The organism is Nocardia niwae NBRC 108934 = DSM 45340, assembly GCF_001613465.1.
Lineage (GTDB): Bacteria > Actinomycetota > Actinomycetes > Mycobacteriales > Mycobacteriaceae > Nocardia > Nocardia niwae.
Genome location: NZ_BDCK01000016.1, coordinates 38,237 through 56,809, shown reverse-complemented (window position 1 = coordinate 56,809; position 18,573 = coordinate 38,237). Strand labels below are relative to the sequence as shown.

Genomic DNA, 18,573 nt, shown 5'->3' with positions numbered 1-18,573 from the left:
GCGGCAATTCGAGCACTCCGCACCGACCCCGCAAAGCCATCGGCGCGCCGTGCGGAATCTGTGCGGTCGAGCACACCGGGCGCGAGCGCTTCGGTGTCCGCGGGGTCGGGCCGATCCAGTTGCGTAGCGCGATCCGGCCCGTAGCGTCGTCGCCGTCGGCGGTGTCCGGCTCCGGGCGGGACGCCTGTTCAGGCCGGGCGGCCCGCGTCGGCCAGTGCGGGAGTGCTCGGTGTCCCGGTGCGGATGTCCGCCGTCGCCGCGCGCGGCCTGCTCGACGTGGCGGCGAACGCGCCTGCCAGCACTACGACGCCGCCGACCAACGACATCGGGGTCGGGGTCTCGCCGAGGGCAGTCCAGGCGGCGGCGATGCCGACGACGGGAACGAGCAGCGAGAACGGCGCGACCAGCCCCGCGGGATAGCGTCCGAGCAGGTAGGTCCACAGTCCCGTGCCGACCACGGTGGCGAGGACGGCGATGTAGGCGAGCGCCAGCAGTGCGGGCAAACCCTCGGTCGTGAACGCCCCGGCCAGGGCGTGCGCGCCCGTGGTCGGCCCCTCGGTGAACATCGACAGCGCGAACAGCGGCACCGGCGGGATGGCGGTGGTCCACAGCATCAGATGCAGCGGGTTGACGCCGGGAGTCTCGGTTCCGGCAAGGCGCGCGCCGATATTGCCGAACGCCCAGCCGAGCCCGCCCGCCAGGGTCAGCAGTACCGGCAACAGGGTGGCGTGGGCCAGCCGGTCCCACCCGATCACCGCCATGCCCGTCACCGCGACGGCGATGCCCCCGACCTGCAGTGGACGCATCCGCTCACCCAGCAGCAGCGTGCCGAGCAGCACGGTGAACGGCGCGGAGGACTGCAGCACGAGCGAGGCGAGCCCGGTCGGCATGCCCACCCGCATCGCGGTGAACAGGAACGCGAACTGGAGGATGCCGAAACCGGTGCCGTAGAGCAGGATCCAGCGCATCCGCACCGCGGGACGCGGGACGAACAGCAGCGCGGGCACCGCGAGCACCGCGAAGCGCAGCGCCGCGAAGAAGAACGGGGGGAAGTGGTCGAGCCCGACCCGGATGGCGAGAAAGTTCAATCCCCAGAGCAGGACGACAGTGAGGCCGAGCAGGCGGTCGCGGTTGGTCACGCTCTTCATCGTGCGGCTGGCTAACCATCAGGACAATCGAATAATTATGTATCAATAATGTAGCTTTGCTTAATGGAATCCGACTTCGTCGCTCCTGGTCCGCCCATGGCGCTCGAACGGCTGCGCGTGCTGCGAGAACTCGCCGATCGCGGCACCGTGGCCGCCGTGGCGGCAGCGCTGTCGATGACGCCCTCGGCTGTTTCGCAGCAGCTCAAGGTGCTGGCCAAGGAAGCCGGCGTGGCCCTGCTCGAACCGGACGGCAGGCGGGTCCGGCTCACCGACGCGGGCCGCGCCTTGGTGGTGCGCGCCGACGAAGTGCTCGCCGCCATGGACCGCGCGGTCGCCGAGATGGCCCACTATCGCGGCTCGCCGCGCGGGCGGGTCCGAGTCGCTGTGTTCCCCTCGGGCGGCGCGCTGCTGTTGCCGCATGTGCTGCCGGGAATGGTGGACAGCGGGGTCGACGTGGTCGCGCGGGACGAGGACGTGCCTCCCTCGGAAGTGGCGCGACTGCTCGCCGACTACGACGTGGTCCTGACCCATCGCGACGAACGGGCCGCGCCGATCGCCGACCCGCGCGTCGCCACCCGGGTACTCATGCGGGAGCCGATCGACATTGTCGCGGCGCCGACGCACCGGCTCGCGGGCCGCTCGGCCGTCGCGCCGGAGGAATTGGCCGACGAGACGTGGCTGAGCGTGCGGGGCGGTTTCCCCGTCGACGACGTGCTGCGCTCGATCGCCACCGTGACCGGCGTGCAGCCGCGGATAGCGCAGCGACTCAACGATTTTCGGGTCATCGAGACGTTGGTCGCCACCGGTTACGGCGTCGCGCTCATGCCGCGCTACGCGGTGGCCCACCCCGACTTGGCGGTGCTGCGGTTGTCCGGCGTGCGGGCCGCCAGGATGTACGAGCTGGCCACCCGGCCTCGGGCCGAGGCACGTCCGGCGATCGCGGCCGTACTCGCGGCGTTCGAATCGGCCGTGGCGTTGGTGACTGCCGGTTCCGGGACGAGCGAAAAGGACGCCGCCGCACGGGGGTGACGCCGCACGGCGACGCCGAATCGGCGCTCGATCAGAATCCCGGCGGCGGCTGGTGCCGGTAGGGATGCTGGGCTTGCGAGCTGACGTAACCGAAGTCGTCGGCGACCATCGCCGCCAATTCGAGCAGCGCCCGCCGCGTCGGTTTGCTCACCAGTTCCAGATCGATTTCCGCGCCCTCGGCGAGGTGGTCGTCGAATGGCACCACCTGCACCGCGCGGGTGCGGTCGAGGAACAGCTTGCGCAGCTGGTCCAGATCGACGGTGGACGCGCCGCGCCGGGAAGCGTTCACCACCACGACCGTTCGCTCCACCAGCTTGCCGTAACCGTGGTGGTCGAGCCAGTCCAGCGTGGCCGAGGCGCTGCGCGCGCCGTCGATCGCCGGCGAGGTGACCAGCACCAGTGAGCTGGCCATATCCAGCACGCCCGCCATCGCGGAGTGCATCAAGCCGGTGCCGCAGTCGGTCAGGATGATGTTGTAGAACGACTGCAGGATGCCGATCGCCTTGCGGTAGTCCGCTTCGCTGAACGCCTCGGAGACCGCCGGATCCTGTTCACTGGCAAGCACTTCCAAGCGGCTTGGCGCCTGCGAGGTGTGCGCCCGCACGTCGGAGTACCTGGTGATGTGCTGATCCTCGAGCAGGTTGCGCACGGTAGAGCGGGTCTGCCGCGGCACCCGGTGGGCGAGCGTGCCCAAGTCGGGATTGGCATCGATCGCGATGACCCGGTCGCCGCGCTGCGAAGCGAAGGTGGAGCCGAGACCGACCGTGGTGGTGGTCTTCCCGACGCCGCCCTTGAGCGAGAGGATCGCGATCCGATAGTCCCCGCGCACCGGCTGGTTCACCCGGTCTACGAGGTCCTGGTAGACGATGTCTGCCGCCGACTCGCCCGGGTTGATCATGCCGCCGGACGCCTTGTGCACCGCACGGCGCCAACCGCTGCGCGGCGCCCTGCGAGCCCGCCTGAGCAGATTCAGGTCGTTCACCGAGTGCCCCGGCTGGCCGGGCTGCGGCACGTGCTGCGGTTGGAACGGCGGCGCGGACTGCAGCGGCGGGCCGCCCTGCCAGCTCGGCATCTGCGGTTGCCCGATCGGCGGCGGAGGCGGCGGCTGATAGGGCGGAGGCGGCGGCTGATGCGTCACCGGAGGGGGCGGCGGCGCCCAGCTGTAGATCGGGCCGCTGGGCTGGTCGGGTTGCGGCGCACCGGATTCGGGCTGCGCGGAATCCACGGGCACCCGCCGCACCAAGCCGTCGCCGCCGATCTCCTGGCGGTACTCCCCGTAACCGGGGTGGGGTCCGTCCGGCGGTGTGGCTATGGGATGGCTACCGCTGTGGCCGGACGGCGGCTGAAATGCGCCGGTAGGGAACGGCTCCCCGGGAAAGGGTGAGGGAGGGGGATACGCACCCGGGCTCGGCGGGGCGTACGAACCGTAGGGCTCGGCCGGTCCGGCCTGCGGGGGCGCCCAAGCCTGCGGCGGTGCGGCGGCTTGCGGGTAGGCCGTGGTCTGCTCCGTCGAGCCTTGCGGCTCCGGCTGTTCGGGCTGTGCGTCGGGCTGGGCAGGCCCATCCGTCACGTCGGTTTCCTTCGCTTCCGCGCCGCCGATCGGCTCGGCCGACGGGTCGGTGGCCGCTGACTCCGCGTCGCTGACTTCGGCCGTATCCACGGAATGACTCTGCAGCCAGGGCGGAGAGGTCGGATTGTGGTCGTTAGGTGTCACGGTTCCCCCATCTGCTCGGGAGTTCGAGCAGAGAGCTCGGCGCTTGGAGTGCGAATCCCACGCTAGCACGGGGTTCGCTAGGCCGTGTCGCGGTAGGCACGCCGGACGTGGGGAGCGCGACGGCGCCACAACCGGTCTGCGCCAGCGAGATCGGGCGCCGCGCGGTGGAACCGTCGCGACGCCCGATCCGATCATTCCGGAATGCGCTGTCAGTGCGCCCGGTTCACCGCCGACACCACCGCGCGCAGCGACGCGGTCGTGATCGAGGTGGCGATGCCGACGCCCCACACCACCCGGTCGCCGATCGCGCACTCCACGTAGGCGGCGGCCTGCGCGTCGTCGCCCGCGGACATGGCGTGCTCGGAGTAGTCCAGCACCTCGACGTCGAAGCCGACCGCGGCGATCGCGTCGACGAACGCCGCCAGCGGCCCGTTGCCCTTGCCGGTGATCTCCTGTTCGACGCCGTCGACCTTCACCACGGCCACGATGGAGTCGACCCCGCCGTCGGTCTCCGACGCGGTGACCTTCTGGCGCATCCGCTCCAGCGGGCGGATCGGGCTCAGGTACTCCTCGTGGAAGACGTCCCACATCTCCTTGGGCGTCACCTCGCCGCCCTCGCCGTCGGTGATCTTCTGGATCGCCTGGGAGAACTCGATCTGCAGCCGCCGCGGCAACGCCAGCCCGTGGTCGGTCTTCATGATGTAGGCGACGCCGCCCTTGCCGGACTGCGAGTTGACCCGGATGACCGCCTCGTAGGTGCGGCCGACGTCCTTCGGGTCGATCGGCAGGTACGGCACCTCCCAGACGATGTCCGCGACATCCGCCCCGGCGGCGTCGGCCGAGGCCTTCATCGCGTCCAGGCCCTTGTTGATCGCGTCCTGGTGGCTGCCGGAGAACGCGGTGTAGACCAGGTCGCCGCCGTACGGGTGCCGCTCGTGCACCGGCAGCTGGTTGCAGTACTCGACGGTGCGGCGGACCTCATCGATATCGGAGAAGTTGATCTGCGGATCGACACCGCGGGAGAACAGGTTCATGCCCAGCGTCACCAGGCAGACGTTGCCGGTGCGCTCGCCGTTGCCGAACAGGCAGCCCTCGATGCGGTCGGCTCCGGCCTGGTAGCCCAGTTCCGCGGCGGCCACGGCGGTGCCGCGGTCGTTGTGCGGGTGCAGCGACAGCACGATCGACTCCCGGCGGGCCAGATTGCGGCTCATCCACTCGATCGAATCGGCGTAGACGTTCGGGGTGGCCATCTCCACGGTGGCGGGCAAGTTGATGATCAGCGGCTTCTCCGGCGTCGGGGCGATGATCGCCGACACCGCGTCGCAAACATCCTTGGCGTATTCCAGCTCGGTGCCGGTGTAGGACTCCGGGCTGTACTCGTAACGCCAGTTGGTGTCCGGGTAGCGCTGCTCGATCTCCAGGCACAGCGCGGCGGCGTCGGTGGCGATCTTCTTCACCGCCTCGCGGTCGGCGCGGAACACCACCTTCCGCTGCAGGATCGAGGTGGAGTTGTAGAAGTGCACGATGACGTTCTGCGCGCCGGCACACGCTTCGAACGTGCGCTCGATCAACTCGGGGCGGCACTGGGTCAGCACCTGGATGGTCACGTCGTCGGGGATCGCGCCGTCCTCGATGATCTCGCGGACGAAGTCGAAATCGGTCTGGCTCGCCGACGGGAAGCCGACCTCGATCTCCTTGTAACCCATCCGGACCAGCAGGTCGAACATGCGGCGCTTGCGGGCCGGGCTCATCGGGTCGATCAGCGCTTGGTTGCCGTCGCGCAGGTCGACCGCGCACCAGCCGGGCGCCCGGTCGATGACCTTGTCCGGCCAGGTGCGGTCGGGCAGCGTGATCGGCTCGACCTCCTCCGCGAACGGCCGGTAACGGAACGCGGGCATGGAGGAGTTCTTCTGCGCGTTCCAGCCGGGCTGGTCGGCGGGGGCGGGTTTGCTCGGCGCGGTGATGGTGCGCGCGCCGGATACGAATGCGTCAGCAGGGGACATGGGCGGTTCTCCCGAGGATGTTGTTTTTCCCAATGGGCTGGGTCGACCGGCGCAGCAAAACCCCGCGACGGGAGCCGGTCCGATCAGACCCCGTCGCGGCGGTCGAGAAGAAGTGCCCGCTGCATGATGTCCGCGAGTTTACCGTGCTGCCAGCAGCCCGGAAAGGGTGGTCCCTTCGTCGGGTCATCCGACGACAACGCTACCGTTCGGTCCGGCAGTGGACACGTCGAAGGATTGGCTATGACCTGGCTGGAGCAATTGGCCGTCTTCGGTGCGGGTATCGCAGCGGGCGGCATCAACACGATCGTCGGCTCAGGCACGCTGATCACCTTCCCCGTTCTCCTCGCGTTCGGTCTCCCGCCGGTGACGGCGAATGTGTCCAACACCATCGGTCTGGTGCCGGGCTCGATCAGCGGCGTGCACGGGTATCGGCGCGAACTCGCGGGCCAGGGCGACCGGCTGGTGCGCCTGGGCACGGCGTCGTTGCTCGGCGGCATCACCGGGGCGGTGCTGCTGCTGGTCTTGCCCGCCGCCGCGTTCAAGGCGATCGTGCCCCTCTTGATCCTCGTGGCACTGGTGCTGGTCGTCGTACAGCCGCGGCTGGCGAGCTGGGTCAAGCGCCGCCGGGACAACGACGGCGCTCCGGCGCCCACGCACGGCGGACCCATCCTGTTCGCCGCGGTCTACGCCGCCGGTGTCTACGGCGGATACTTCGGCGCGGCGCAGGGCGTGCTGCTGATCGGGCTGCTCGGCGTGTTCGTGCACGACGACATCCAGCGTCTCAACGGGGCGAAGAACGTGCTCGCCCTGATCGTGAACGCGGTGTCCGCGGTGATCTTCATCGTCGTGGCGGACGTGGACTGGCGGGCGGTCCTGCTGATCGCGCTCGGCTCGATCATCGGTGGGCAGCTCGGCGCACGGTTGGGCAGGCGGATGCCGCCCGCCTTGTTGCGCGCGGTCATCGTGGTGGTCGGCCTGATCGCGGTGATCCGCCTGGTGACGTCCTAGGCGGCCGACGAATGGCACCGGATCGGCCCGCAATCTGCGAGCGCGGTGGCGCCGCCGTTGCCGCCGAATACCCGGCTCGGACCTGGAGCTGCGAATGCGCCTTCCGCGCTCGTCGCGACACCGAGTTGGGCGGCGTGTGCCCCACTGCGGCGGCGAATCGGTGGCGCGCCCGCGCCGGGTGCCGGGGTGGAGCTGCGGGGAAATTCAGGGTCGGATGTCAATCCTCAGGGTGACGACGGCCGCCCGCGCGGGCCGCAGGATGAGTGCCGTGCCCAGCTGGAGAATCGTCATCGTCGCCGTGCTCGCCGTGCTGCTGCCCGTGCTGAGTGGCTGTGGCGGACCGCCGAGCCGACACGAATCCGCGGTTGCGGACCTGGTCGCACAGGCCGACGCCGTGCCAACGCCGCGGCTGGACTGGGCGCCGTGCGCGGATCCGAGCCTGAGCCGATTCCACTGCGCGACCGCGCAGGTCCCCGTCGACTACGCGCACCCCGACGGGCCGACCCTCGGGCTGGCGGTGGTGCGCCAGCAGGCCACCGACCCGCAACGGCGGATCGGCACCCTCTTCTCCGCCGTCGGCGGTCCCGGCGGGTCGGGACTGCGCTGGGCGGCGGGTGGAGAACTGGTCAGCGGCGAATTGGCCCGCCGCTTCGATGTGATCACCTTCGACCAGCGCGGGGTCGGCCGCAGCGGACAGGTGCGGTGTTTCGCGGACGCCGAGCAGCAGCGCCGGTTCTGGTCGGGCACGTGGCTCGCGCCGGCGAATACCGAACAGGAGCGCGCGGCCGAGGCGGCCGGCCGCGAACTCGCCGCCGGTTGCGCGGCGCACGGGGGCGCGCTGCTCGGGCACCTGACCACCGTCGACGCTGCGCGCGACCTGGACCTGTTGCGCCGGGCCGTCGGTGATGACCAGCTCACCTACGAAGGCGGTTCCTACGCGAGCTACCTGGGCCAGGTGTACGGGGCGCTGTTCGGCGACCGGGTGCGCGCGCTGCATCTGGTGTCGATGATCGACCCGGACGCGTACACCAACGACACACGACGCGCCGTCGCGGACACCGCGGCGGGCACCGAGGAGGTTCTCGGGGAATTTTTGCGGCTGTGCGCGGAGGCAGGTCGGGAGCGCTGTGCCTTCGCGGCGCAGAGCGACGCCGTCGCGGGCGCGGGCGGACCCGTCCGTCCCTCCGATCTGCGCGCTCGCAATGACGCTGTGCTGCAACGTCTTCGCGAAGCTCCCCTGGTGGTCGGCGCCGGGGAGCGGGCGCGGACGGTGACCTACTCCGAGGTGCTGTCGTCGCATGCGCTGTTGCTGTACGACCCGGAACGGGGCTGGCCCGCCCTGGCCGAACTACTGGTCGAACTCGAGCGCGGACCGGCGGGCAACCCCGAGACGGTGGGCGAGGTCCTCTCGGCCACCGCGCAACCGGACGATTCCCTCGACTCCTACACGGCGATCTCCTGCGCCGACAACATCTTTACCCGCAATCCCGCCGAATGGGCGGAAGTCGCAAGGGATCTGGCGGTCGTCAGCCCTACATACGGCACATTCTGGCTGGCGCTGCGCCAACCGTGCGCGTACTGGCCCGCCCCGCCCGAGGGGTACGCGCAGCGGTACACCGGACCGTGGATCCTGCGCTCGGATACCCCGGCTCTGTTGGTGAACAACCGATTCGACCCGGCTACCCCGCTCGGTGCCGCGCGGCGCGCGCAGCAGGAATTGGTGAACGCCCGGTTGGTCGTCGTGGAGGACGGGTACGGGCACGCCCCGCTCGGCGAATGCACCCGGAAGCTGCGCGAGCGCTATCTCGTCGACTTGCAGCTACCTGCCCCCGGAGGGACGTGCCGCCCCGACGAGCTGCCGTTCGGTCGATAGCGAAAACGGATATCTGTTCACAATTCGGGAATACCGGTAATCTGCGCACGCTAAGCCTGATGATGGAAGGTGACCGGTGCGTAGACGTGCCTTGTTCAAGGCGGCGGGCACGGCCGCCCTGCTCGGTACTGTGGGAACGATCGCGGGGACGGGCGCGGCGTCCGCCGACCCGATGTGGGAGGCACTGTTCCGCGCCTGGGTGCCGGAGATCTTCGCCCCGATTCCCGATCCTCCGGAGCATTCGCCGGCGATCGTCGTGGGCTCCGGCTTCGGCGCCGCGGTGTCGGCGTTGCGCCTGGCCGAGGCCGGTATCCCCACCACGGTGCTGGAACGCGGTTCACGCTGGCCGAACGACCCGTGGCGGGAGATCTTCACCGGCGACGACCTGCCCGACGGTCGCGGCTTCTGGCACCGCACCCACTTCACCGGCGTCACCAAGGTGCCCATGCGTTTCGCCAGTTTCGGCGGCGTGCTGGACTGCACCGAGTATCCGGGCATCGACGTCTGGCGCGCGGCCGCGGTCGGCGGCGGCTCGGTGATCTTCAGTGGAGCCATGATCGCCCCGCAGCGCCGCTTCTTCGATCACGTCTTCGGCGGCACCGTCGACTACGGCGAGATGGAACGGGTCTATTACCCGCGCGTGCGGGAGATGCTGCGGTTGAGCCCGATGCCCGCGGACATCTACAACTCCTCGCCGTTCGCGCACTCCCGCGCCTGGGACGATCAGGTGCGCAAGGCGGGTTACGAGCCGCAGGCGAACGACTCCATCTTCAACTGGGACATCCTGCGCGCCGAACTCGCCGGCGGCACAAGGGCTTCGGCCACGGCGGCCCGGAGCAATCTGGGCAACTCCAACGGCGCCAAGTTCGACCTGAACCAGAATTATCTGGCGTACGCGCAGGGCACCGGCCGGTGCGGGATCTTCCCCGGGCATCGGGTCGACGCCATCGCGCAGGATTCCGGCGGCCGCTACGCGGTCACCGTGACGAAGCTGTCACCGTCCGGCGACGTCCTCGGCACCCGCACCCTCACCTGTGACCGGCTCTTCCTCGGCGCCGGTTCGATCGGCACGTCCGAACTGCTGGTCCGTGCGCAGGCCACCGGAGCCCTGCCGAACCTGAACGAACACGTCGGCGACGGCTGGGGCACCAACGGCGACGTGGTGCTCGCCCGCGGCGCCAGCGGGCTGGCCGGTCACGGCCAAGGCGTGCCGAGCGCGAGCCGGATCTTCCACGAGTCCGACGTGCCGCTGACCCTGGAGAGCTGGTACATCCCTGGCATCCCGTTCGAGACCGGCGCGCTCGCCTCGCTCGGCATGGTGCTCGACCCGACCCGCACCCGGTTCGGCTACGACCGGGCCACCAACGGGGTCGGGCTGAGCTGGTCGGTCAAGAATCGGGACGACACGGTAGCGGCGGCCCGCGCGGTGGATCACCGGATCGCCGAACGCGCGGACGCGCTCGTCGAGTACGGAGCCCTCGGCTACGACGCGAACGCGCTGTTCACCGCACATCCGCTGGGCGGAGCGGTGCTGGGGCGGGCGACCGACGGTTACGGCCGGGTGCACGGTCACCCCGGCCTCTACGTGATGGACGGCGCCGCGATACCCGGCAGCACCGGAACGGTGAATCCCTCGCTCACCATCGCCGCGCTGGCCGAGCGCAATATCGAGGCGATCGTTCGCGCCGGTCGCTGAACACGGCTGCGCCGGGCATCCGCCCGGCGCCTTTCCTGGAGTATCGCCAACCGTGCCGAGCGTGCATTCCGCGTACTAATGTCGGCGGCACCGTTCGGCGTCGAAGGGATCCGCAGTGTCCGCTCCCACCCCCCACTCGGGCATCGAGAGTTCCTCGATCGAGCGATACGGCCTACGGGAAGCGCCGGAGCAGCAGGACTATCCGCGCAAGCCGCCGATGTTGTGGACCGATTTCCTGATGCTGGCGCTGGCCGTCGTCTCGGTGGCGCTGGTCGCGTGGATCACCTTCTTTCCCGTCTCCGGGCACACCTATCACCTGGTCGTGGTCGTCGACTGGACGTTGTGCGGGGTGTTCGCGGTCGAGTTCCTGTGGCGCTGGCGCCGCGCGGGCTGGCCGTGGACGTTCCCGTTCGTCTACTGGTACGAGATCGTCGGCATGATTCCGGTGACCAGCCCGTTCTTCCGCGGCTTCCGATTGCTGCGGATCGTGGTGATCGTCGTCCGGCTCGCCCGGGTGGCCGACCGCGTGTTCGGCGACCGGGTGACCGCCGCGGTGGTGAACCGGTTCGTCGCGACCATCGTGGACACCATTCGCCGCCCGATGACGATCGCGGTGATGGACGAGGTGGCGGAGGTGCTGCGCACCGGGCACTACACCCGCAACATCGCGGCCGCCCTGGAGGAGAACCGCGCCGAGCTGGACGAGATGATCCTGGAGCTGATCAAGAAGGACCCGCAGGCGGGCCGGGTGCGCTACATCCCGTTCCACGACGAGATCATCCGGCTGATCGCCGACACCACGTTTCGCATCGTGTTCCAGGTTCTGGAGGATCCGCGCACCGACGAACTCGTGGCGGACATGCTGCGGGAGAACATCGATCAGATCCGCGACGCGGTCCGCGACGGCGTGCGGGTGCCGCCCGCGGCGTACGGGCCCACGAGCGACGAGGACTGCGTGCGCCATCGCGTCAATCGGGTACCGCGTGCCTGATGGCGTCTCGTGGTTGCGCCAAACGCACGGTCTCCCAAGCGATCAGCGCGATCAAGACGCCGCACAGCAGGGCCAGTGCGGCCAGTGCGGGCAAGGCGCAGGCCACGGGGATCAACGCCAGCAACACCGCGACGGCGACCACGCGGGGCACGGTGACGGTGCGCGTGGCGTAGTGCTTGAACCCCACCAGGGCGATCAGATACACCACGACCCCGCCGTAGAGGGCATAGAGCGGAATGCCGTACAACGCGTCCTTCAGAGTGTGGTGTGAGGAGTCCCCGACGTAGTAGAGCACCTTCTTCAGTCCGAGCGACAGGGCGATGATTCCGGCGATCATCGGGAAATGCCAGAACGTGTAGGAGGCCTGCGCGATCTTGATCTGCCGCGTGCCTTCGGCGTGGACGAGTTCGTGCTCCACCGCCAGGGCGGCGACGTCGAAATACGCCCACCACAGCAGACCGGAAATGGCGAGGCCGAGCAGCGAGCCGAGCGCGATCGGCCAGGAGATCGGCAGTCCGGCCACCCCGATGCCGATCGAGACGATCGATTCGCCGAGCGCGACGATGATGATCAATCCGTAGCGCTCGACGAAATGGTTGGCCGAGTTCAACCGCCAATCGGTGCCCGCGAACAGCGTCCACAGGTAGTCGCCCGCGATCGCCGCGATCCACAGTGCGATCTGCACACGACCGGTGGTCAGCGCGGCGACCACCAGCAGTGTGGTGCCGAGCGTGATGGAACCGAGCGCCCAGCGCAGCAGCTGGCCGCGAAGCTGGGAATCCTCCGCACTGGCCAGCCAGAACATCCCCAGGTGCACCAAGCGCACGATCAGGTAGGCGATGGCGAAGACCAGCGGGCCGAACCATCCGCCAGGCGCGTCCTTGAACGCCTCGGGGATGGTGAGTGCGGCGAGGAAGGCGCCGCCCATGGCGGCGAACATCCCCACCCGCGCGATGCCTTCGTCGGCGCGCACCACGTTGCCGAGCCAGGAGTAGGCGATCCACAGCCACCACATCAGCGCGAGCACCAGCAGCGCGCGCAGCATGTTCTTCGCGCTGGTTTCTCCCGCGGCCAGGCCGGTGACCATGGTGAACGCGAAGACGAGCACCAAGTCGAAGAACAACTCGAGCTGGGTCACCGACGCGCCTTCGGCCGTCGGCTGGAACCGCACTCGTTTGGAACCGATCATGCGCTCATCGTCGCACCCCGACCGTATCCGCGCCGGTTCGCGGCTTCGCCCGGTGGCCGATTTCGCGCAGAGCGCAGCCTGGCTATACGGGTTGATAGGTCTCCGTTTCGGGGAACCGCTCGGCGAAATCTATGAAGCACTCCACGACCACCTCGTTGGCCTTGCGGAAAGTGCGTTTGAGTAGAAATCCGGGAACCGGGAGCGGTAGATACAGTTCGACGTGGTACCAGACGTGCGTGCCGTCGACGCTGTCGGATACCTCGAAAAAGCCACCCCCGCGCACGCCTCTCGTACTGTCCGCGACGATCCAGGAGGACCGATCGTCGGTCCAATCGTATTCCAGCACTTGCAGATCCGTGCTGCCGAGCAGCTCCGCCTTGACGAACACCCGCCGCGGCCTGCGCCGGGCGTCGCGGGTGGCTACCCGGACGTCGCTGTAGGAGGTCGACCAGTCCGGTAGCGATTCGACGTCCGTCAGGGCGTCCATGACCTGATCGGGATGGGTGTCGACGAAGAATCGGATATCCGTTTTGGTGCGCATGGCATACCTCCGACACCCCCGGATGGACAAGTCGGCCGATTGTCTCCGCGATTTGTCCGGTTCGTCAACCTGACTGTGCCAGACCACATCTCGGTTACCCGGGTAACGTGCCGTTATCTGCTCGAGATCGGCGATCGGCAACCGCCGGAACAACTTCTGTTCGGAAGGATGGGGTCGGCGGGGGTCCGCGCGCCTACCATCGGAGCCGAATGGGCGCCGGTATCCGGTCGCCCTCGGTACGGGCGGGAGGATGTCATGAAATACGCCGAACTGCTGGCCCAGGCGCGGGACGCGATCACGGTGCGCCGGGTTTACGGCGACCCCTACGAATCCGGCGGGGCGACAGTCATTCCCGCCGCTTCGGTCGGTGGCGGCGGTGGCGGGGGTGGGGGTGCCGGGAACGGCGCCGATGGGGAGGGCTCCGGCGAGGGGGCGGCGTTCGGCGTAGGCGCCAAGCCGGTCGGCGCCTACGTGCTTCGCGACGGTCGGCTGACCTGGCACCCGGCCGTGGACGTCAACGCGATCATCGAGACGGCGGGCAAGGTGCTGATCGCGGGAATCCTGGCCTTCGCGATGACCCGCTGCGTCAAGCGACGCGCCTGAGCCGCGCAGCGGGCGGGGGGTTCCGGTCGACGGGCGCCGGCCGAGCGCGGGCGCGGTGGCCCGGCGCCCGATCCGGCGCGGCGTTCATTCCGACGTAGCGGGCTCGACGATCGCGTCGGGCCCTGGATACACCAGCGACTCGTGACCGTCGGAGAAGCGCACCACGTAGGGCGGCGTCCCGTCCGGTCCGCGGACCTCGATGATCTCGGCCAGGTGATCCACTTCTCCCACCACGTGTCCGTGCACGCAGAGTCGATCTCCTACATGTGCGATCATCGCCCCATTATCGACCGTCAGTGGTGCACGTCACAACCGCTCGGGATGGCGCGCGGCTCCGAACTCACACGTCCGGGCTGATCACGCGCTCGATCGCGGCCTCGGTTCGTCTTCCGGCCCCGCTCCTCGGTACCCGCTTTCGTGGCGGCATCGAGCGGTCCGAACCACGCAGTTGACACCACTCTACTCGTAGTACTATGTTCAAATCACTACAAGCGAAGTGAAACGAACGAGGTGGTGCGGGTATGCGAAAGCTTGTCTACTACGTGGGGATGTCCTTGGACGGCTACATCGCGGGCCCGGCTGGGGAGTTCGACTTCTACCCGTTCGACGCCGAGATGGCCGCGTGGGTCAACGGTGAATATCCGGAGTTCGTGCCCAGCCACATCCGTCAAGGCGCGGGAATGGCGCTGGACGAGCCGAATAGGCGGTGCGACACCGTGGTGATGGGCCGGGGAACCTACGAGCCCGCTCTGTCCGTGGGCGTGTCCAGCCCGTACGCGCACATGAGGCAGTACGTCGTGTCCAGCACCCTGGGCCGGATCGACGACCCGGCCGTCGAACTGGTCGAGAGCGACCCCGTCGCGCTCGTGCAGCGGCTCAAGCGGGCCGACGGCGGAGACATCTGGCTGGCGGGCGGCGGCAAACTCGCCGCCGAACTGCTCGGCGAGATCGACGAGATGATCATCAAGAGCTACCCGGTCGTCGCGGGTGGCGGCATATCCGCGTTCTCCGGCGCCTTCCGCCCCGCTTTGTTCCGCCCGGCGCGGCGCAAGGAGTTCGGCAACGGCGCCCAGATCACTTGGTTCGCGCGGGCCTGAACATCCATTCGAAAGGTGCTTTCATGCGAAAACTCGTCTATTTCGTCGGCGTTTCCCTGGACGGCTATATCGCGGGGCCGAATGGCGAGATCGACTTCTTCCCGGTGGCCGACGACATATGGGATTGGCTGCGTGAGGAGTATCCCGAGACGCTGCCCACGCATGCGCGGCCGCACATCGGCCTCGCCGAAGACGCGCCCAATCGGAAGTTCGACACGCTGATCATGGGGCGCGCCACTTATGAACCGGCCCTGGCTATCGGCGTGACCAGCCCGTACGCCCACATGAAGCAGTACGTCGTGTCCGGCACGCTCGGCCGGATCGATGACCCCTCGGTCGAATTGGTCGAGCACGATCCCGTGGGGCTGGTCCGTGAACTGAAGCAGCAGGACGGCTTGGACATCTGGCTGGCGGGCGGCGGGAAGATCGCCGCCGCATTGCTGGAGGAGATCGACGAACTGGTGATCAAGAGCTACCCGGTCGTCGCGGGCGCCGGGGTCCCGGGCTTCGCGGGTGAGTTCCGTCCGACGCTGTTCCGGCCGACCGAGCGCCTCGGCTTGGGCAGTGGCATTCAGGTCAGCTGGTTCACGCGGGCCTGACGAACACCGGTTCGGTCCACGGATCGGGTCGGAGCGGAGAAACGTCGGGCTCGCCCCGGTCGTCGGTCGGGGCGGGCCGGTTCCTCGCGTCTGCGCCGACCGCATCGGCGCTTCGGGTCGGGCCGGCCTGTCGCGGATTGCGATCCGCCCGGCCGTCGGCGCGCTCGGCCCGGGGACGCCCGCTCAGCCGGCGTCGGTGAGGAACGACAGCCGCACCTGGCGGTCCGGGTTGTCGATATTGAGATCGACCAGCGCGATCGACTGCCAGGTGCCGAGGGCGAGCTGTCCGTCGAGCACCGGGACGGTCGCGTACGGCGCGATCAGGGCGGGCAGCACGTGCGAGCGCCCGTGTCCGCGCGAGCCGTGCGCGTGCCGCCATCGGTCGTCTGCGGGCAGCAGATCGCGCAGCGCGGCCAGCAGGTCGTCGTCGCTGCGCGCGCCGAGTTCCATGATCGCGATGCCCGCGGTGGCATGCGGAACGAAGACGTGCAGCAGCCCGTCGCCACCGGCCGAACGCACGAATGCCGCGCACTGCGGCGTGATGTCCTGTACCGCTTCGGTGTGGCCTGTTCGCACCTCGAGCAGCGTGCTCTTCATGGGCACATCGTCCCTCATCCGGGAGGGGCGGCGCCGGGTGATCGGGATGCGATGCGGTTGTGGGTTTTTCCACAAGCCGGGTAGGTAGCGGCAAAACCGCTGGCCTCGGCCGGTACCCTGAATGACTGTTACCAGTTTGTTGTCGATCTTGGAGGACCCTGTCGTGGCTCTCGTGGTTCAGAAGTACGGAGGATCCTCGGTGGCGACCGCCGAGCGTATCCGGCGCGTCGCTGAACGGATCGTGGAGACCAAGAAGCAGGGCCACGATGTGGTGGTCGTCTGCTCCGCCATGGGTGACACCACCGATGAGCTGCTCGATCTCGCACAACAGGTGGCTCCGTCGCCGCCCGCCCGCGAGATGGACATGCTGCTCACCTCGGGGGAGCGCATCTCCAACGCGCTGGTCGCCATGGCCATCCACTCCCTCGGCGCGGAGGCTCGCTCGTTCACCGGCTCGCAGGCGGGCGTGATCACCACCGGCGCGCACGGCAACGCGAAGATCATCGACGTGACCCCGGGTCGCGTCCGCGACGCGCTCGACGAGGGCCTCGTCGTGCTGGTCGCCGGTTTCCAGGGCGTGAGCCAGGACAGCAGGGACGTCACCACGCTCGGCCGCGGCGGTTCGGACACCACGGCCGTCGCGCTGGCGGCCGCGCTGCAGGCCGACGTCTGCGAGATCTACACCGATGTCGACGGCGTCTTCACCGCCGACCCGCGGATCGTGCCCGACGCGCAGCGGCTCGAGCAGGTCTCCTACGAGGAGATGCTGGAGCTGGCGGCCTGTGGCGCCAAGGTGCTGATGCTGCGCTGCGTCGAGTACGCCCGTCGCTACAACGTGCCCGTGCACGTGCGCTCGTCCTACACCGACAAGCAGGGCACCTACGTTTACGGATCGATGGAGGACATCCCCTTGGAGCAAGCAATCCTCACCGGCGTCGCGCACGACCGCAGCGAGGCCAAGGTGACCGTGGTCGGGCTGCCGGACGAACCGGGCTACGCCGCCAAGGTGTTCCGCGCCGTCGCCGACGCCGAGATCAACATCGACATGGTCCTGCAGAACATCTCGAAGGTCGAGACGGGCAAGACCGACATCACCTTCACGCTGCCGAAGTCCGAGGGCGCCCGCGCGGTCGAGATGCTGACCAAGCGCCAGTCCGACATCGGCTTCTCGCAGGTCCTCTACGACGACCACATCGGCAAGGTGTCGCTCGTCGGGGCGGGCATGAAAAGCCACCCGGGCGTCACCGCCACCTTCTGTGAGGCGCTGGCCGAGGCGGGGGTGAACATCGACTTGATCTCCACCTCCGAGATCCGGATCTCCGTGCTGGTCAAGGACACCGAGCTGGACGAGGCGGTGCAGGTGCTGCACAGGGCCTTCGACCTGGGCGGCGACGAGGTCGCGGTGGTCCACGCGGGAACGGGACGGTAAGGCCATGGGAGTTCGAGTAGGAGTGGTCGGCGCGACCGGACAGGTCGGCGCCGTCATGCGGAAGTTGCTGCATGAGCGTAACTTTCCGGCCGACGAGGTGCGGTTCTTCGCGTCCGCCCGGTCGGCGGGCAAGACGCTGCCCTGGCGCGAGCGCGAGATCGTCGTCGAGGACACCGAGACCGCGGACCCGTCCGGCTTGGACATCGCGTTGTTCTCGGCCGGCGCCACCATGTCCCGCGTGCAGGCGCCGCGCTTCGCGGCGGCGGGCGTGACGGTGATCGACAATTCCTCGGCGTGGCGCAAGGACCCGGAAGTCCCGCTGGTGGTCAGCGAGGTCAATCCGGAGCAGACGCGCAACCTGGTCAAGGGCATCATCGCGAACCCGAACTGCACCACGATGGCGGCCATGCCGGTGCTCAAGCCGCTGCACGACATCGCGGGTCTGCGCCGCCTGATCGTGTCCAGCTACCAGGCGGTCTCCGGCAGCGGCCTGGCCGGCGTGGAAGAACTGGTGAGCCAGGCCCGCGCGGTGATCGGCGAGGCCGAGAAGCTCACTCACGACGGCCGCGCCGTCGACTTCCCCGCGCCGGACAAGTACGTCGCGCCGATCGCGTTCAACGTGCTTCCGCTGGCCGGTTCGCTGGTCGACGACGGCTCCGGCGAGACCGACGAGGACCAGAAGCTGCGCAACGAGAGCCGCAAGATCCTCGGCATCCCGGATCTGGCCGTAAGCGGCACCTGCGTGCGCGTGCCGGTCTTCACCGGTCACTCGCTCTCGGTGAACGCCGAGTTCGCCGAGCCGCTCTCGGTGGAGCACGCCAAGGAGATCCTGGCCAAGGCGCCCGGCGTGAAGCTGGTCGACGTGCCGACTCCGCTCGCCGCGGCGGGCATCGACGATTCGCTCGTCGGCCGTATCCGCCAGGATCCGGGGGTACCGGACGGCCGCGGCCTCGCGCTGTTCATCTCCGGCGACAACCTGCGAAAGGGCGCCGCCCTCAACACCATTCAGATCGCCGAGGTGCTGCTCGGCGACCGCTGAGCGGTTTCTCGAACGAA

General features: G+C 68.9%; 17 protein-coding genes. 10 read left to right on the top strand and 7 right to left on the bottom strand.

Features of this window, described 5'->3' with window-relative positions:
* Positions 1–188: 188 nt before the first annotated feature.
* Positions 189–1,139: an EamA family transporter gene (locus tag NNI01S_RS07485; protein WP_157114640.1), complete on the bottom strand. Its 951-nt coding sequence runs from the start codon at positions 1,137–1,139 to the stop codon at positions 189–191.
* A 105-nt stretch (positions 1,140–1,244) separates the two neighbouring features.
* On the opposite strand from NNI01S_RS07485, the gene NNI01S_RS07480 reads away from it, so the two are divergent.
* A complete protein-coding gene (locus tag NNI01S_RS07480) occupies positions 1,245–2,177 on the top strand; it encodes a LysR family transcriptional regulator (RefSeq protein WP_063019393.1) in 933 nt (310 codons plus the stop codon).
* 31 nt (positions 2,178–2,208) lie between these two features.
* On the opposite strand, the gene NNI01S_RS07475 is transcribed toward NNI01S_RS07480, so the two are convergent.
* Together NNI01S_RS07475 and leuA are read right to left on the bottom strand one after the other, a co-directional pair.
* Positions 2,209–3,837 (bottom strand): MinD/ParA family ATP-binding protein, encoded by a 1,629-nt coding sequence (locus NNI01S_RS07475; RefSeq protein ID WP_063018902.1) that lies wholly within the window; start codon positions 3,835–3,837, stop codon positions 2,209–2,211.
* A gap of 263 nt (positions 3,838–4,100) precedes the next feature.
* Entirely contained in the window at positions 4,101–5,894 is a 1,794-nt protein-coding gene (gene leuA, locus NNI01S_RS07470) for a 2-isopropylmalate synthase (protein ID WP_063018900.1), read from the bottom strand.
* A gap of 240 nt (positions 5,895–6,134) precedes the next feature.
* On the opposite strand from leuA, the gene NNI01S_RS07465 reads away from it, so the two are divergent.
* The 4 genes from NNI01S_RS07465 to NNI01S_RS07450 all read left to right on the top strand — a co-directional run bounded on the left by NNI01S_RS07465 (position 6,135) and on the right by NNI01S_RS07450 (position 11,462).
* The gene (locus NNI01S_RS07465) at positions 6,135–6,902 is read left to right on the top strand and encodes a sulfite exporter TauE/SafE family protein (protein ID WP_063018898.1); all 768 of its coding nucleotides are present in this window, start codon (positions 6,135–6,137) and stop codon (positions 6,900–6,902) included.
* Between the two features lie 259 nt (positions 6,903–7,161).
* The gene (locus NNI01S_RS07460; RefSeq protein ID WP_063018896.1) at positions 7,162–8,775 is read left to right on the top strand and encodes an alpha/beta hydrolase; all 1,614 of its coding nucleotides are present in this window, start codon (positions 7,162–7,164) and stop codon (positions 8,773–8,775) included.
* A gap of 76 nt (positions 8,776–8,851) precedes the next feature.
* Positions 8,852–10,471: a GMC oxidoreductase gene (locus NNI01S_RS07455; RefSeq protein ID WP_063018894.1), complete on the top strand. Its 1,620-nt coding sequence runs from the start codon at positions 8,852–8,854 to the stop codon at positions 10,469–10,471.
* 115 nt (positions 10,472–10,586) lie between these two features.
* Entirely contained in the window at positions 10,587–11,462 is an 876-nt protein-coding gene (locus tag NNI01S_RS07450; protein WP_245676014.1) for an ion transporter, read from the top strand.
* On the opposite strand, the gene NNI01S_RS07445 is transcribed toward NNI01S_RS07450, so the two are convergent.
* A complete protein-coding gene (locus NNI01S_RS07445) occupies positions 11,440–12,651 on the bottom strand; it encodes a low temperature requirement protein A (protein WP_063018892.1) in 1,212 nt (403 codons plus the stop codon). The genes NNI01S_RS07450 and NNI01S_RS07445 overlap by 23 nt on opposite strands.
* Positions 12,652–12,733: 82 nt before the next feature.
* Positions 12,734–13,192 (bottom strand): SRPBCC family protein, encoded by a 459-nt coding sequence (locus NNI01S_RS07440; protein ID WP_063018890.1) that lies wholly within the window; start codon positions 13,190–13,192, stop codon positions 12,734–12,736.
* Between the two features lie 255 nt (positions 13,193–13,447).
* On the opposite strand from NNI01S_RS07440, the gene NNI01S_RS34355 reads away from it, so the two are divergent.
* Positions 13,448–13,795: a spore germination protein GerW family protein gene (locus NNI01S_RS34355; RefSeq protein WP_063018888.1), complete on the top strand. Its 348-nt coding sequence runs from the start codon at positions 13,448–13,450 to the stop codon at positions 13,793–13,795.
* A gap of 84 nt (positions 13,796–13,879) precedes the next feature.
* Here NNI01S_RS34355 and NNI01S_RS07430 read toward each other — a convergent pair whose 3' ends face one another.
* Positions 13,880–14,071: a DUF1918 domain-containing protein gene (locus NNI01S_RS07430; RefSeq protein ID WP_039794508.1), complete on the bottom strand. Its 192-nt coding sequence runs from the start codon at positions 14,069–14,071 to the stop codon at positions 13,880–13,882.
* 245 nt (positions 14,072–14,316) lie between these two features.
* On the opposite strand from NNI01S_RS07430, the gene NNI01S_RS07425 reads away from it, so the two are divergent.
* Together NNI01S_RS07425 and NNI01S_RS07420 are read left to right on the top strand one after the other, a co-directional pair.
* Entirely contained in the window at positions 14,317–14,892 is a 576-nt protein-coding gene (locus NNI01S_RS07425) for a dihydrofolate reductase family protein (protein ID WP_063018886.1), read from the top strand.
* 23 nt (positions 14,893–14,915) lie between these two features.
* Positions 14,916–15,491 carry a dihydrofolate reductase family protein gene (locus NNI01S_RS07420; protein ID WP_063019389.1) on the top strand — a complete coding sequence of 192 codons (576 nt, stop codon included), beginning with the start codon at positions 14,916–14,918 and terminating at the stop codon, positions 15,489–15,491.
* 183 nt (positions 15,492–15,674) lie between these two features.
* Here the strand turns inward: NNI01S_RS07420 and NNI01S_RS07415 are convergent, their stop codons facing one another.
* A complete protein-coding gene (locus NNI01S_RS07415; RefSeq protein ID WP_063019387.1) occupies positions 15,675–16,088 on the bottom strand; it encodes a secondary thiamine-phosphate synthase enzyme YjbQ in 414 nt (137 codons plus the stop codon).
* 163 nt (positions 16,089–16,251) lie between these two features.
* Between NNI01S_RS07415 and NNI01S_RS07410 the strand changes: the two genes are divergently transcribed.
* Positions 16,252–17,517 carry an aspartate kinase gene (locus NNI01S_RS07410; RefSeq protein WP_063018884.1) on the top strand — a complete coding sequence of 422 codons (1,266 nt, stop codon included), beginning with the start codon at positions 16,252–16,254 and terminating at the stop codon, positions 17,515–17,517.
* A 4-nt stretch (positions 17,518–17,521) separates the two neighbouring features.
* Positions 17,522–18,556, top strand: a complete 1,035-nt coding sequence (locus tag NNI01S_RS07405; RefSeq protein WP_063018882.1) for an aspartate-semialdehyde dehydrogenase — start codon at positions 17,522–17,524, stop codon at positions 18,554–18,556.
* Positions 18,557–18,573: the final 17 nt, after the last annotated feature.

What these genes read in the sequence shown, in the direction of transcription:
- NNI01S_RS07480 (WP_063019393.1), top strand. Translation starts at nt 1,245, where the DNA reads ATGGCGCTCGAACGGCTGCGCGTGCTGCGAGAACTCGCCGATCGCGGC.
- leuA (WP_063018900.1), bottom strand. Translation starts at nt 5,894, where the DNA reads ATGTCCCCTGCTGACGCATTCGTATCCGGCGCGCGCACCATCACCGCG.
- NNI01S_RS07465 (WP_063018898.1), top strand. Translation starts at nt 6,135, where the DNA reads ATGACCTGGCTGGAGCAATTGGCCGTCTTCGGTGCGGGTATCGCAGCG.
- NNI01S_RS07460 (WP_063018896.1), top strand. Translation starts at nt 7,162, where the DNA reads ATGAGTGCCGTGCCCAGCTGGAGAATCGTCATCGTCGCCGTGCTCGCC.
- NNI01S_RS07445 (WP_063018892.1), bottom strand. Translation starts at nt 12,651, where the DNA reads ATGATCGGTTCCAAACGAGTGCGGTTCCAGCCGACGGCCGAAGGCGCG.
- NNI01S_RS07440 (WP_063018890.1), bottom strand. Translation starts at nt 13,192, where the DNA reads ATGCGCACCAAAACGGATATCCGATTCTTCGTCGACACCCATCCCGAT.
- NNI01S_RS34355 (WP_063018888.1), top strand. Translation starts at nt 13,448, where the DNA reads ATGAAATACGCCGAACTGCTGGCCCAGGCGCGGGACGCGATCACGGTG.
- NNI01S_RS07430 (WP_039794508.1), bottom strand. Translation starts at nt 14,071, where the DNA reads ATGATCGCACATGTAGGAGATCGACTCTGCGTGCACGGACACGTGGTG.
- NNI01S_RS07425 (WP_063018886.1), top strand. Translation starts at nt 14,317, where the DNA reads ATGCGAAAGCTTGTCTACTACGTGGGGATGTCCTTGGACGGCTACATC.
- NNI01S_RS07420 (WP_063019389.1), top strand. Translation starts at nt 14,916, where the DNA reads ATGCGAAAACTCGTCTATTTCGTCGGCGTTTCCCTGGACGGCTATATC.
- NNI01S_RS07415 (WP_063019387.1), bottom strand. Translation starts at nt 16,088, where the DNA reads ATGAAGAGCACGCTGCTCGAGGTGCGAACAGGCCACACCGAAGCGGTA.
- NNI01S_RS07405 (WP_063018882.1), top strand. Translation starts at nt 17,522, where the DNA reads ATGGGAGTTCGAGTAGGAGTGGTCGGCGCGACCGGACAGGTCGGCGCC.